The sequence below is a fragment of the Lentimonas sp. CC4 genome, assembly GCF_902728235.1.
Lineage (GTDB): Bacteria > Verrucomicrobiota > Verrucomicrobiia > Opitutales > Coraliomargaritaceae > Lentimonas.
Map to the genome: position 1 here is coordinate 2,349,893 of NZ_CACVBO010000001.1, position 15,055 is coordinate 2,364,947.

7 protein-coding genes are annotated in these 15,055 nt (G+C 52.2%); 6 read left to right on the top strand and 1 reads right to left on the bottom strand.

The features are described from left to right. The first annotated feature begins 225 nt into the window (after positions 1-225). From GZZ87_RS10175 to GZZ87_RS10185, 3 genes are read left to right on the top strand one after another with little or no spacing between them, the layout of a single operon-like run. Entirely contained in the window at positions 226-1,719 is a 1,494-nt protein-coding gene (locus tag GZZ87_RS10175) for a sulfatase (RefSeq protein ID WP_162027255.1), read from the top strand. Between the two features lie 29 nt (positions 1,720-1,748). Further along, positions 1,749-3,125: a beta-galactosidase gene (locus tag GZZ87_RS10180; protein ID WP_162027256.1), complete on the top strand. Its 1,377-nt coding sequence runs from the start codon at positions 1,749-1,751 to the stop codon at positions 3,123-3,125. Continuing rightward, positions 3,088-4,578, top strand: a complete 1,491-nt coding sequence (locus GZZ87_RS10185) for a sulfatase (RefSeq protein ID WP_162027257.1) — start codon at positions 3,088-3,090, stop codon at positions 4,576-4,578. Before GZZ87_RS10180 ends, GZZ87_RS10185 begins: the two co-directional genes overlap by 38 nt. A 124-nt stretch (positions 4,579-4,702) precedes the next feature. Here GZZ87_RS10185 and GZZ87_RS10190 read toward each other — a convergent pair whose 3' ends face one another. Further along, positions 4,703-7,867: a glycoside hydrolase family 38 C-terminal domain-containing protein gene (locus tag GZZ87_RS10190; RefSeq protein ID WP_162027258.1), complete on the bottom strand. Its 3,165-nt coding sequence runs from the start codon at positions 7,865-7,867 to the stop codon at positions 4,703-4,705. Positions 7,868-8,019: 152 nt separating this feature from the next. Between GZZ87_RS10190 and GZZ87_RS10195 the strand changes: the two genes are divergently transcribed. From GZZ87_RS10195 to GZZ87_RS10205, 3 genes are all read left to right on the top strand, one after another. After that, positions 8,020-9,411, top strand: a complete 1,392-nt coding sequence (locus GZZ87_RS10195; protein ID WP_162027259.1) for a sulfatase — start codon at positions 8,020-8,022, stop codon at positions 9,409-9,411. 256 nt (positions 9,412-9,667) lie between these two features. Continuing rightward, complete coding sequence (locus GZZ87_RS10200; protein ID WP_162027260.1) at positions 9,668-12,832, top strand: glycoside hydrolase family 38 C-terminal domain-containing protein; 3,165 nt, start codon at positions 9,668-9,670, stop codon at positions 12,830-12,832. Between the two features lie 41 nt (positions 12,833-12,873). Then, positions 12,874-14,478 (top strand): sulfatase, encoded by a 1,605-nt coding sequence (locus GZZ87_RS10205; RefSeq protein ID WP_162027261.1) that lies wholly within the window; start codon positions 12,874-12,876, stop codon positions 14,476-14,478. Positions 14,479-15,055: the final 577 nt, after the last annotated feature.

The following is a 15,055-nucleotide window of genomic DNA, read 5'->3' on the forward strand; positions in this document are numbered from 1 at the left end:
TAGTCGCTGAGGCTACGTTACTTGAGTGGACTGTCAACGTTGTTGAATTGTGCGCTGAGAGGGGTGTTTGGGGCGTAAATTTTTTAAAGTATTGACAGAGGAGAGTTCTGATATCTGCATATAGGAATACGTTTTCCTTCTTTGTTCAAGTATAATCCCAGCGCTTGTGCTTCCGTGCTGGATGCGCTAATTTAAAAATCCCCATCATCCCCCAATGTTTTCAAAATGAAACTGAAATCTAACTACGCTTTATTGTTTTTGCTACTATCGCAGGTGCTTTGCGCTGCTTCGAGTCGGCCGAATGTGCTCTTTTTGTCGGTCGATGATTTGAACGATTGGATTAACCCCATGGGGCATTCGCAGGCGATCACACCGAATATGGATCGTTTGGCGGCCCGCGGGGTGACTTATCAGAATGCACACACTGCAGGGTCATTCTGTGCGCCATCTAGAACTGCGATCTTCACTGGGCGCTATGCCACGACGACCGGATTCTATCATAACCAAGTTTACCACTTTGAAAATCCAGAGATCGTGCCCTTGCATATGGCCTTCCACAATGCTGGCTATGCGACCTATGGTGCGGGGAAGCTCTTTCACCATGCGCATGGGTTCATTGATCGCCGTGCATGGGATGAATTTTATATCCGCGATGATGAGCTGAAGAAGCGCGGTTGGGGCATGGAAACTTGGAAGGAGTTTCACCACGACATGTTGCCGGACCCGTATCCAGCAAGCCCATACAATATTGGTTTGGGCCGAGCTCCAACAAATGGTTTTTTCTTAGAGTGGGGGCCAATTCCGAATGAGAAGGAAGAGCGCATGGCAGATACGATGCGGACGAATTATGCGGTCGAAGTGTTGCAGCGTCAGCATGACGAGCCGTTTTTCTTAGGTCTTGGGCTCTACGCGCCGCACTTCCCGAACTACGTGCCGCAGAAGTATTTCGATCTATATGATCGCGATGCGATTGTCCCGCCGGTGTATTTACAGGATGACTGGGATGATTTGCCAGAAAAACCACGCAAACGTTTGGCGGAGCGTCGGTCCTTTCAGGAGCGAATCGAGAACTTGGACATACATAAGGATGCCATTCGAGGCTATCTCGCGTCAGTGACCTATGCGGATGCTATGTTGGGCCGTGTGTTGGATGCGCTGGATGCGAGCCCTTACCGTGATAATACTGTGATCGTGCTCTGGAGTGACAACGGCTATCATCTCGGTGAAAAGATGAATTGGGGGAAGGAGACGCTGTGGCAGCGCACCTCCAATGTGCCATTGATCTTCGCTGGGCCTGGTATTGCTCGTGGAGCGAGTCTCGAGACCTCTGCAAGTTTGGTAGATATGTATCCGACTTTACTCGACCTTTGCCGCCTCCCACAAGAGGACGGGCTCGATGGCGTATCGATGGCGCGTGACTTGCGTTATCCGGAGCGTGCACAAGATCGTGCAGTGATGCTGCCGGGCACAGAGCCCAATGAGTATGCGATCATGAATCAAAAATGGCGCTATATTCGCTACCGTGATGGCGGCGAGGAACTGTATGATGTGTGCAACGACCCGCACGAATGGACCAATTTGGCAGACTCACCGGAGTATGCATCCGTCAAGCGAAAGATGGCGGCTGAGGCACCCAGCGATTTTGCGGAACCACGTCGCCGCAAACACAGACTTAACCTTGTCATCGAGGGCGATGATTTCCACTGGGAAAAAAAGTAATACGCGGCATCTGATTTTTAGAATTTCGAATGATGAAAACACTTTATAGCTCTTTAGTGTGCGCGGCACTTGCTGCGACAACATGTATGGCCGGCTCGGTCGATGTGATGCAGGACCCGATGGTCACTAATCCGTATCCAGAGATTACGGAAAACCGTATCTGCTTCTCGGAGCATCCGACTTGGGAGAAGCAACCTGCGGAGAAGCTGCGCCAGCGCTATGAGCTCTATAAGGAGATCGGTTGTCAGATGATCCGCATCCATACCGAATGGAATGCGTTTGAGAAGTCAGAAGGGCATTGGGACGAGCATGCCTATGATGATTTGCTTGATGAAGTGAAGCGTGCGCAGTTCAAGATTAAGCTAATCGCTGGCGTCATGATGGCGCCGCCAAGGTGGTTTTATGAGAAAAACCCCGATGCGCGCATGATTGATCAATATGGAGAGTATTCCAAAAATTGCATCAGTCACTGGTATCCGGAGATGGAGCAGGTCTTGAAGTCACGTTTGGAAAAGATCCTCGATACGTTGAAGGGCAAGGACATGTTGCACTTGGTGGAATATATCGTGATCGACCTTGGGCCAGCGGGCGAGGGGATCTATCCGGCCAACTGGACCATGGGGCGCACTGATGTTGCGCAGGCCTTTGCCTGTTACTCGCCTTTGGCTCAAGCCGACTTCCGCAAGCACATGCAAGCGAAGTATGACAGCCTCGCGGCCGCCAACAAGGCATGGGGCACTGAGTTTGCTGATTGGGCGAGTGTCGAAATCCCGATGCCGAAGACTATCACAGGTCAATTCTGGGAAGACATGCTCTTTTGGTATCGCGATACCAAGCGCAATACCTTCCGCGTGCAGATCGAGAATGTGGTCGATCGCATCAAAGACTATGGTCTCGATGCCAAGCCATTGGTCTATCTGCCAGGCGCTGCGATCAATGACGACGACATCCGTAAGGCCGCCAAGGGCGGTGGCGGTCATAATGGCGTGCGCCTGATGATCGATAATGAATACTTGATGGAGATCGCGGATTCCTATGGCTGTATTCTACAGAATACCGGTTTCGAGAATATTCCTGAAGTGAAGCGCATGAAGAAGCGTATGGTCAAGGCGGGCGTCGACTATACGACGGTTTGGGGCGAAAACGCTGGCGTGCTGCGCTGCGCCAAGGACCCCATTCATCTCGCGCGGATCGTGCTTGATGAGAATCTCTGGGGGATTGACTACACGCATACTCGGTTTGCCTTTGAGGAAGATCATGTGACGCCGAATGCACGTTTTGCATTGCTCGCGGAAGCCGGTCGAATCATTCGTAAATACTACAGTTCTGGCAAGAAGCCAGACTTCTCTAAGTATGATTATGATGCGGATGCGATTCCATATTCTGGGTCGAAAGACACGCACTAGTGGCTTTCTGCTAGCGCTGGCCCTGCTGGTCGGCGCTCAGCTGCACGCGGAGCGCCCGAACTTTGTATTCTTTATTGCGGACGATGTATCGCAGGAAGACTTCGGGTGTTATGGGCATCCGACGATTCAGACACCGCAGATTGATGCTTTGGCGGATGCGGGGATGCGTTTCGATAACGCCTACTTGACCATCAGCAGCTGTAGCCCGAGTCGTTGTAGTATTATAACAGGGCGCTACCCGCATAATAGCGGTGCGCCCGAGTTGCATGTTCGATTGCCGGACGAACAAGTGCGTTTCCCTGAACTGCTGCGCCAAGCGGGCTATTATACCGTCTTAGCAGGGAAGAATCATATGTTTGGAAGTGAGGATCGTGCCTTTGATGCCATCCTCACCAAAGGCAAGCCGAGCGGTTCAGAAGATTGGTTGGATGTGGTGCACGAGCGCCCGAAGGATGCTCCATTTTTCTTCTGGTTTGCTTCCAATGACGCGCATCGCAATTGGCAGTTTACGGAGCATGCGCCACGCTATGACTTGGAAGGTATTGTGGTGCCGCCTTATTTGTTTGATTCAAAAGTCACACGAGACGATCTAGCCAGCTATTATCATGAAGTGAGTCGCTTCGACTACTATGTGGGGCAAGTAGTGAATGCGCTTCACGAGCAGGGCGTGTTGGACAATACCGTGATAGTGGTGGCAGCCGATAATGGTCGCCCATTCCCGCGTTGTAAATCGCGCCTCTACGACAGTGGTATCAAAACGCCATGGGTGGTGCACTATCCCAAGTTGCTTCAAGGCGGTGCCACGACGGAAAGCTTCATTAGTAGTATTGATTTAAGCGCCACTTGTTTGGAGCTGGCAGGAGTCGAGGTTCCGGACTGTATTCAGGGGCAAAGCTTTGTGCCGATCTTGCAGGATGCAGACGCCACGGTGCGCGAAGTGCTTTTTGCTGAGCAGAATTGGCATGTGTATTCCAACCATAGTCGACTCGTTCGCATGGGTGATTTTGCATATATTCAGAATAGCTACCCAGATCAGATGAATCTCTCGTATGAGTCGGATACCAGCTTTCCGGCTGGCAATGAGCTTTGGAAAGCACAGGCCGCGGGACAAACGAACGCCGCGCAGCAGCAGATTTTTCGGACACCGTCTCCTTTGATGGAATTGTATGACCTCAGTAAGGATCCCGATCAGTTGGTAAACCTTGCCGCCAATCCGGAATATGCGTCGGTGCTCGAACAGGGGCGTGCGCTCTTAGCGCGATGGTCTGAGCAGACGGGTGATACACTACCCGACAATCCAACGCCGCACCGACATGCGCCGCCACGCATTGAAGCCGGAGTGATTCAGCCCAAGGGGAAAGTCACTGGCTCGCATAATCCGCATGCAGAGTTACCGGGAGCGTCTCGAAATGCCGAGGCGATCCATCACCCGGGCCCAATCAAGGTGCACTAGTATTTTGTATCTTAAGGCTTCAAGAGAATAGAAAAGCCCGGACACCTCATATGAGATATCCGGGCAGTTGAGACACTTCATGCGAAGCATCTGATTTGTGTGTGTGCCTATATTCTTTCGGATATTAGGCTAAGGTGATCTTCAAGCTGCGGATCTCGTAGGGCTGGAAGGAGAGTGCAATTTGATCGTGGTTGAACTCGATCGCTTGTGCGTTCTTTTCCATGAGATCGACTTCTTCAGCGGACTGAATCGCCGTTGGAAACGAGAGGCTTGCCTGGCTGCTGTTGCCATAGCGTTCGACGATGCGGATAATGAGTTCCTTGCCGTCTTCAGCCTGTTTCACTGCTTCGATGAACACACCATTTGCGTCTAGTTGCATGTAGGAGTGTGCTTGTGGCAGTGCACCTTCGTGTGCGTCTTCGAGCACGGCATGCATCGGGTTATTGAGTTCCAATGCTTGCAGCGGTGTTTGTGCCTCACGCCATGAATTCGCGTGTGGATACAGCGAGTAGGTGAAGTGATGCACTTCCTGATCCGACATCGGGTCCGGGTTCATTGGGCCGCGGAGCAGTGTGAGCGCCATCATGCCGTCATAGGCTTCATAGCCGTATTTACTATCGGTGAGTAGGCTCAGACCGTAGTCAGGTTGGCTCATGTCCATCCACATGTGGCCTGGCACTTCAAACTTCGCTTCATCGAAGGAGTTGTTCTTGTAGGTGCTGCGCTCAATGGTGCCGAATGGGATGTCATAGGTCGCAGTGCGCGTGACCAATGGCGTGAAGAAGCGGACTTTTAGCATGCGCTTCTGATCTTGCCAGTCGATCATGGTCTCGAAATCGACGCGTGCACTGTTGCGATAGAGCACCATCTTCTGGACGATGTCGGATGCGCCAGTGGACTTGCGGATTTCCAGTGAGCTTCGGACAGGGCCTTGCTCTGAGATTTTAACAATGCAGCCCGGAAGTTCGAACTCTACCTTGGTGTAGGTCGGTGCGATGTCCCATGCGTCATATTTGCCAGGGACGTCTTCATATAGCTTAAACACATTACCGCGCTGATCCGGAGAGAAGAGCTCTCTACCTGTAGTCTTGTCGTGAATACAGATGATCTCGCCGTTGTTATCCAGTTCGACCCGTAGGCGCTCATTTTCCAAGGTCGATGCAGTTGCAGCGATGTTCTCAAACTGCGCTTTGCCGGCACCCTCGTGGATGTAGTAAACGCTGTAGCCGAAGGCTGGCACTGCTTCAGGTTGGAAGACGAGTAGTGTCTTACCAGTTTCGTAGCAGGTGATGAACTGATGCGGTAGCTCTTGGCCATCGCGGTCAGTGACGTGGATCTCGCTTTCCGCGTGTTCCAACTTGATCACCCCGTCGCGTTTCCATTCCTGAGAATTGAAAATGACGACTGGTTGAGCATTTGCATTGGCGGAGCAACGGGTATCGATCTGCGCGGTGATGCCACCGAAGGCGTTGCTGATCGCAGTGTTGCCGGTCGCGAACGTGCCTTCGTAGGTGTCCTGCAGGTCTAGATAGACTGGAGGAATATGTGAGCCTGGCAGGGAGTCGTGGAACTGATTGGTCAAAACATCCTTCCAGCCAGCTTCCAGCTCTTCGGCTGGATAGTCGGTTGGTGAGAAGTAGGACCATAGCTCTGCATTGCGATAGAGGAATTCGCTGCGACGGTTGAGCTTCTTTAGGCGACCCTTGGTGGTGAACACGCCACGGTGCTCTTCCAGGTAGAGCTCGTCATTCACGACTGGAATATCTGCATCGAGGGCACGCGTGCGCATGCTACCCAGTGCACCTTCGATCGTATTGGACTTGGTTGGAGTGACGCCCGGGAAGTTCTCGTAGCGCTTCATGTATTCCAACATTTCGCAGTCCGGGCCACCTCCACCGTCGCCCCAACCATAGTTGTAGAGGCTCTCTTGGATGTCTTCCTTGTTGCTGTAGTTCTCCCAGTGATCACGCATGTGGTCGGGCTCAATGGTGCCGATGAAGTGAGTTGGCGGAACGACGCCCATGATGCGGGAACCGTCTGGCCCTTGCCACCAGAAGTTGTGCTTGGTCCATTTATTGGTGTCATTCCAAGTCACCATCTTGTGAGTAACGAAATATTCGAGACCACTCTTCTTGAGGATCTGCGGCATGGTCCACGCATTGCCGAATACATCGGGCATCCAGCAAGTCTTCGGGGTGATGCCGAATTCTTTCTCGAAGAAACGTGTGCCGTAGAGTGTCTGACGCACGAAAGACTCACCAGAGATGAGATTGCAGTCAGGCTCAACCCAGAACGCACCGATGACTTCCCACTGGCCAGTCTGGACACGCTTTTTCACTTCCTCGAACATTGTCGGGTAGTTGTCCTTCATTTCCTGATACATCAGCGCCTGACTCTGGCTGAACTTGTAATCCGGATACTGCTCCATGAGGCGCAGCGTGGTCGCGTGTGTGCGGCCTAGCTTACGCACAAACTCGGCGTGGGTCCAGAGGAAGACCACGTCCAAGTGCGAGTTGCCGCAAAGGTGAACCAAACCTTCTTTTTTGAAGAGATCGGTTTCGTAGATTTCCTTGCGGAGCACTTCACGTGCTTTGCGGGCATTGGCGCGCGCTTTCTCAGGATCTTGTTCGTATTGATCAATGACCCAGATGGCTTTATCGATTCCGGCTTTGAGGAAGGCGAGTAGATCTGGGTCTTGATCAGGCACTGCGAGCACATTGTAAGCCGCGCGTAGGTCCCAATAGATGTCACTCATCTCTTGGTCCATCACCGCGAACTCGGAGCATTCGACTCTCTTGATCTCGGATTCTCCAAAGTGCCAGAAGATATAGGCCTCGGTTTCGAAGTCGTAGGTTTCCTCACCGGTTGCACAGTCCGTGAGCATCACGGTGTCGCGGAACGGGTCCAGACCGTGATAGGGGGCGCCATTCAAGTAAAGTAGGCCGTCACCGCCGAAGTAAACCTTGAGCGCGACTTTCTTGCCGGCAAATTCTTTAGGCATCTGCCCTTTGCAGCGAAACAATGCACTGACGTCTGGGCCGCCCCATGTTTCGCCGACTTTGATCGGGCGCCAGTCGCCCTTGAAGATCTTCTCTCGCTTACGCGTATATGTAAACTCACGCACTTCCCAGCCATCGAGCGCGATGCGCTCAGGGTAGATCAGCGCTTTGATCGAGTTGATTTTTAGCTCAACTGTTTCTTCAAACGAGATGATCCGACGCTCTTTATTTTTAACTTCGTGACGCCATCTATCGAGGATTTCGTCGATACCACTTTTGTGTTCTGCCATGTTGTTTCCTTTTAATGGTTAAATTGTTGGATTTGAGCGTTCCATGTAAGTAGCGAATCGCGCGGCGATGCAAGAATAAAAAGAAAACGTTTTCCTTGATATTTATTTTTCGCCTGTTTACGGTGTTTCGTATCATTATGAAGTTTACACGTATGAGTCCTCTATTTCGCTTTATCCCATTTGTTTGCGGCCTGTTTGTATTACTTGCTCAGCCTGCTGCGGCTAAGCCGAATGTATTATTGATTGTCGCGGATGATCTGAATGAATTACTAGGAGCCTGGGGGCACCCAGTGGTGCAAACACCGCACATCGATCAGCTTGCGAGCGAAGGCTACCGCTTTCGTCGTGCGTATGCGCAGGCGGCTGTGTGTGGCCCGAGTCGTGCGTCGTTCTTGACTGGTCGCCGACCGCATGAGGTGGGAGTGATCGATAACAAGGCGCGCTTCCGTGATGCATGTCCGGATTTAGTCACGCTGCCACAGCATTTCCGTGAGAATGGCTACTATACGGCGACGGTGGGTAAGGTCTTTCACCATGATCAGATTTTTGATGAACCGAGCTGGGATACTTGCGATCCGAATTGGCGCTTCGATGAGTTTGGGGCGACCTTTGGTGCATCCAGAGATGTGACTGGCGGTGCTTTGCCTTGGATTACATGGCGCGCAGTCGAAGAGGGCACGCTGTGGGATGACTGGGTGGTGAACACTGTGAAGGTCGAGATCAAGAAGCAGCAGGAGATCGAGCAGCCATTCTTTCTGGCTGCGGGTTTAATGCGACCGCACGACCCGTTTTTTGCGCCGAAGGAATTCTTTGATATGTATCCTCTGGAGAGCATTCGCTTGCCAGAAAATGCAACGCGCGACGGTTTACCGGAGGCTGCATTTGGCTCATTTGACGATTGGATGGTCGAGATCGATGGAATTGATGAGCAAGGGCGCAAGGAGCTGCTGCGTGCGTGGTATGCCTGTATTTCGTATGTGGACTCTCTCGTTGGTGAGATGGTCGCCGAGTTGAAGGTGGCGAATCTGTATGAGGATACGATTATCGTCTTTATGGGGGATCATGGTTACCACAATTGGGAGAAAGGCTGGTGGGGTAAGGCGACTGTTTGGGAGCTATCTTCGCGTTCGCCATTGATTTTGAAAGTGCCCGGGCGGCGTGGTGATGCCGATGTGAATCGAGTGATTGAATTTATTGATTTATATCCATCGTTGGCCGAGCTCGCGGGGTTGCCCGATCCGGAGCGGGTGAGTGGTCGAAGCTTTGTGCCGCTGCTAGAGGATCTGCAGATGGGCGATGCGCAATGGCAAGGGCTGGCATATACGCAGTTTAAGGATGGTCTCTATTCGCTCCGCACTGAGCGTTTTCGTTACTGTGAGTGGGGGAAGGGCGACGAAATCGTCAGCGCGCTGTATGACCACGAAGTGGATCCAGCAGAGCGGAATGACATAAGCGCCCAGCCTGAATACGCAGAGCTGGTTGAGCAGTTCCACGAGCAGCTCGAAGCGCAACGGCGCATGCGCCCCGCGGCGGACGGGCGGTAAGTCCGGAACAGAGGGTGTATTCAGCTGGAATTCGGCTAAATTGCAAAAGGGAAACGTTTACCTTAAAGGTTGACAGAGCCCCGAGCTTCGTGTGGATTTAAGTCATATTCACTCAGTGTTTTTGGCCAATGTGGTCGTCTGGCTGCAGGATCTTCCGGCAGGACCGCGATTCAACTGGCCGTCAATTGCCCTCTCAAAGTAGTGAATCCATTATCGAATTTTTAAGAAAACGTTTTATTTAAAGAGTATTTTTCATATGCAAAAGCATCCCGAGTTAACACTACAGCGCCTAAAGAAGGCGATTGATTCTGATTTTAAGCCACTTCTTTACAGTGAAACGGTGCCGTTGAGCATGGCATCCTTCAAGGTATTAGGGGACGGAGAGCCGATCCCTCCTGCGCAAGCTTTTACCGCGGACTATGAAGCCTTTGAAGTCGGCGGATCCTGGGGGCAGCCGTGGTCGACGACTTGGTTCCGTCTCAATGGTGAGGTGCCAGCCAGCTGGGCTGGAAAAACGGTTGCGGTGCTTTTTGACTATACCGTGCAGACGATACGCGATGAAGAGGGTTTCACCGCGGAGGGGCTTGGTTTCTGGCAGGGTAAGCCATTTGCCGCGATCAATCGTAACCGCAATGATTTGCGCCTATTTAAAGACGCTCAAGGAGGCGAGTCGGTTGAAGTCTATTTAGAAATGGCTGCCAATGGTGAAGATCCCGATTTCATGGGGAAAGCGCCAGATGGCAACTATGTGCGTTTCGAAAAAGAGCCGATGTCTAAAGTCACTCGTGCGGCTTTGGGAGTTTGGGATGAGGACGCATGGTTGACGTATCGCGACTTTCATTCAGCCGTGACCGCGTTGGAGGTGATGCCAGAGCAGAGCATGCGTCGTGCGCAGTTGCTCTACGGATGCAATGAGGCGCTCAATGCATTTGTCCCTGGGGATCGTAGCAGTTTGGCGAAGGTGCGTGAAATTTTACGTCCTCTAATGGAGAAGAAGAACGGCGACACGCAGTGCCATTTCTCTGCAGTCGGGCATGCGCATATCGATACCGCGTGGCTCTGGCCGATTCGTGAGACGATTCGTAAATGTGCACGCACGTTCTCGACGCAGCTGCGCTACATGGAGGAATATCCAGAGTATAGCTTTTCCTGCTCGCAGCCGATTCAGTATGCATGGATGAAGCACTACTATCCGGACATTTATGCGGATATCCAAGCGGCCGTGAAGCGTGGCCAATGGGAGCCGGTGGGCTCGATGTGGATCGAGGCCGATTGTAATGTGACCTCTGGTGAGTCGCTCGTGCGTCAGATCGTGCACGGTAAGCGCTATTTCATGGACGAGTTCGACTATGAGACGAAGGACATGTGGCTGCCGGATGTATTCGGCTATGCCGCGAGTATGCCGCAGTTGCTTAAGCAATCGGGCATCGACTATTTCATGACTCAGAAGATTTCCTGGAGTCAGTTTAATAAATTCCCACACCACACTTTTGAGTGGCAGGGCATCGATGGCACAGGCGTGTTCACGCACTTCCCGCCGTGCGATACTTACAATGCCACACTGGAAGCCGATTTGCTGGTGCCAGCGGCAGAGCGTTTCCGCGATAAAGACCGTGCGACGCGTGCGATCGTGCCCTTCGGCTGGGGTGATGGCGGGGGTGGCCCGACTCGTGCACACTTGGAAGATGCGCGTCGCTTTGAAGATTTTGAAGGTATTCCAAAGGTCACTGTTGAGAAGGTCATGGACTTCTTCCCGAAGGCTGAAGCGGATGCACGCGACCTTCCAGTATGGGTGGGCGAATTGTATCTCGAGCTGCACCGTGGCACCTTGACCACTCAGGCTGCTGTTAAACGTTCGAATCGAGAATGTGAGCGCTTGCTCCGCGAGGCGGAACTGCAAGATGCCTTGAGCTATAGCATGGGGATTGAATCTGAGGCCGCGATGGCACCGGTCGATGCGACATCGATTTGGGATGTCTACGAGCGTCCGGGCGCTGCTGCGCGTGGTGGTCGTGCCGGCGCACTTGATCGCGCATGGAAGTTGTTATTGTTAAACCAATTCCACGACATCATTCCGGGTAGTTCGATTCAACGCGTCTATGACGATGCGAAACGTGACTACGCGATGATTAAGGATTTGGCGGAACAAGCGAAAGCACATGCCGCTGCCGAGACGGTGCAGTCAGTCTCGACTGGAGACGCCGCGGAGCCGGCACTCGTATGGAATTACTCGCCTGTTGAGCGCGCCGAAGTCGTGGTCGACGGAGACCAAGGCCAATGGTTGGAAGCACCAATGCAAGGCTATCAGGTCAACGATCTTGCGACTGTAGCACTGCCGGAATCAGTCACCACTGTCAGCGCGCAGCGTGTCGGTGAGACTCTTGTGCTTGAGAACGGATTGATGCGCTATACGCTGAATTTACACGGTCAAATCATCAGCGCGATCGATTTGGATCAGGGTCGCGAATTGATCGATGGTGCAGCGAACGTGCTACACATCCACGACGATCATCCGATTGAGTGGGACGCTTGGGACCTCGATGTGTTCTATGCGGAAAAGCAAGATACCGTAATGGCGGATGCCAATGCAGAGCTTGTTGTCGACACACCAGAATTTGCAAAAGTGCGTGTTTCGGGTGCCTTTGGTAAGAGCCAATTCACGCAAGAGATTACCTTGCGTGCTGGGAGTGCACGATTGGACATCGCCAACGTGTTCGATTGGCACGAAGACCATAAGGTGCTGAAGGCGGCTTTCCCGTTGAAGCTACATTCTCCAAGTGCGACCTACGAAATTCAATATGGTCACGTCGAGCGTCCGACGCATCGCAATACCTCATGGGATATGGCGAAGTTCGAAGTCTGTGGACATCATTGGGCGCATCTCGCCGAGCCAGACTATGGCGTCGCGTTGCTGAACGACTGCAAGTATGGCTACTGCTGTCAGGGCAATATGCTGCGCTTGACCTTGCTCAATGCGAGCACCTTCCCAGATCCGGTTGCAGACCGTGGGCGCCATGAGTTTACCTATGCGTTCTTCCCGCATGCCGGCACTTTGCAGCAGGGTGGTGTGGTCGAAGAGGGCTACCGCTTGAATCATCCGCTTGCCGTCTCGAAAGTCGCGCCAAGCGCTGAGGGATCTTTGCCTGCACAGCAATCGCTGGTCTCGGTAGATCGTTCGGGAGTGCTCGTGAGCGCTTTGAAGGTTGCTGAAGAGGGCGACGCAGTGATCGTTCGTCTCTACGAAGCGCACGGCACACGCGGCAAGGTCAAGGTGGATCTTGGTCTCGATGTTAATCAGGTTCGCCGTTGCGATCTGCTGGAGCGTCCGGGGGACAGCATTGATTTCGATACGCAGAGCAAGTGTTTCGAAATCGAAGTGAAACCATTTGAAATTGTGACGGTGCACTGCACGCGTGTATAATTTCCGTGCTTAATTTCACCCAACGATAGAGACTTCATTCCATGCGCGATACATTCCTAAAGATACTGACTCTGCTGCCTTTGGCTGTCGCATCTGCGACGCTCACAGCGGATACAACGACACAGCCAAACATTGTCTTCATCTTTTCGGACGACCATGCGCTGAATGCGATTTCGGCCTATGGTGGACCGCTCAAGGATGTCGCGCCGACACCGAATATTGATCGTCTCGCAAATGAAGGGGCGATCTTTACGCAGTCCTTTGTCGCGAATTCGATCTGTGGGCCCTCGCGCGCCTGCATCCTCACGGGGAAGCACAGCCATGTGAACGGTTTTCGCCAAAATGGGGATCGCTTCGATGGTGGGCAGGATACCTTCCCGAAGCGCTTGCAAGATGCTGGCTATCAAACCGCAGTGATTGGCAAATGGCACCTGGGCACCGAGCCCGTTGGTTTTGACCACTGGGAGGTGCTGCCGGGGCAGGGTTATTACTATAAGCCTAAGTTTCGCACGCCTGGGGGGATTGTGGTTCGTGAGGGGTATGTGACGGATTTGATCACCGATATGAGTATCGAGTGGTTGGAGAATCGCGACCAGAGCAAACCCTTTATGTTGATGTCGCAGCATAAAGCGCCGCATCGCAATTGGGTCGCTGCTCAGCGCCATTTGACCTTATTTGACGATGTCGAGATGCCTGTGCCGTATACACTTTTCGACGATTATTCGGGCCGCTCTGAAGTATTGAAAACCAATGAAATGACCTTGGATCGTCATTTTCACTGGAAGCACGATTTGAAGTTTCATGGGCGGACACCGTTTCCTGAGCAATTCTATGACGACTGGCCCAATGACGAGTATCCACGCATGACTGCGCAGGAAAAGGCAAATTGGGATGCCGCTTATGAGCCTAAGAATCAGAAACTAATCGCAGCCATGAAGGAGGGCGAGATGAGTGACGAGGATATCTTACTGTGGAAGTATCATCGCTATATTCGCGACTACCTGCGTGTGATCCGTGCAGTCGATGAGAACGTCGGTCGTCTTTTAGACTATCTCGATGAAGCCGGACTGAGTGAGAATACGATTGTGATTTATTCATCCGATCAGGGCTTCTACCTGGGCGAGCACGGTTGGTATGACAAGCGCTGGATGTTTGAACAGAGCCTATCGATGCCGTTTCTAGTGCGTTGGCCTGCAGTCATTGAGGCTGGCACACGCAACGAAGCATTGATTCAGAACATCGATTACGCGCCCACCTTCTTGGAAGTGGCCGGGGCGGAGGTTCCGGATGCTATCCAAGGCGAGAGCTTGCTGCCTTTATTTCAGGGCGAACAACCCAAAGACTGGCGCGAAAGTATTTATTACGCCTATTATGAGAATCCGGGTGTGCATAATGTGCCGCAGCACGATGGTGTGCGGACTGATCGCTATAAGCTGTTTTATATGCCGCAGTATGATGAGTGGCAGATGTTTGATCTAGAGAAAGATCCTGAGGAAATGACGAGTGTGTATGATCATCCTGAATACGCTCCGATCCGTAAGCAGCTAACCGAGGAGTATCAGCGCATCCGTGAGCATTACGACTGCCTCGACTATAGCGAGTATGTCAAGGAGCCTAGGGCTAAAGGTTTAAAACCGCATCAGTAGGCATATTGGATGCGTGGGCGGCTCCGGTTGGTTCTTCGCCATTTTCAGTGGAATTCTTGTTGGCGGAATAAAGGTGATTGAAGGTAGTCAGATTTTAATCGCTGTGCTCAGGATACGTGTTTGTGGCAGAACAATTTAGGGCAGACGTAGGTCTGCCGGAGATGGCGTAGCAATAATCTACTCTGATGTGGCGATTGTATGGTTTATTGCCGTGTGCGTAGTGTGAGAATTGTTCTGCCAAATGTGCGTTGTTGATGGTGCGTCTGAGAGCCTCCAATGAGCATAGTCTTTAACTTTGTGCAGTTGGAGAAGTTGCAAGCGCTCACAGGAAATGTCGAAGAACCCTCCGGTTCGCCGTATCGTGCACAAGATCATTTAGTTGTGCATTTCTATTCCTGCGTTGGGGTCAGAAATAGGTAGGGGAGTCCATCTATAGCTATGGAGTCCCGTTGAGAGTGTGTGTTATAGTAGAATGGTAAACGTTTACCTCTACCATTCTACCCTCTGAGTGCTACGCTTGGAGGTTTCTACCCAAAACCTACCCCAACCATGAATAACCGACACTTATGTGAGTTCG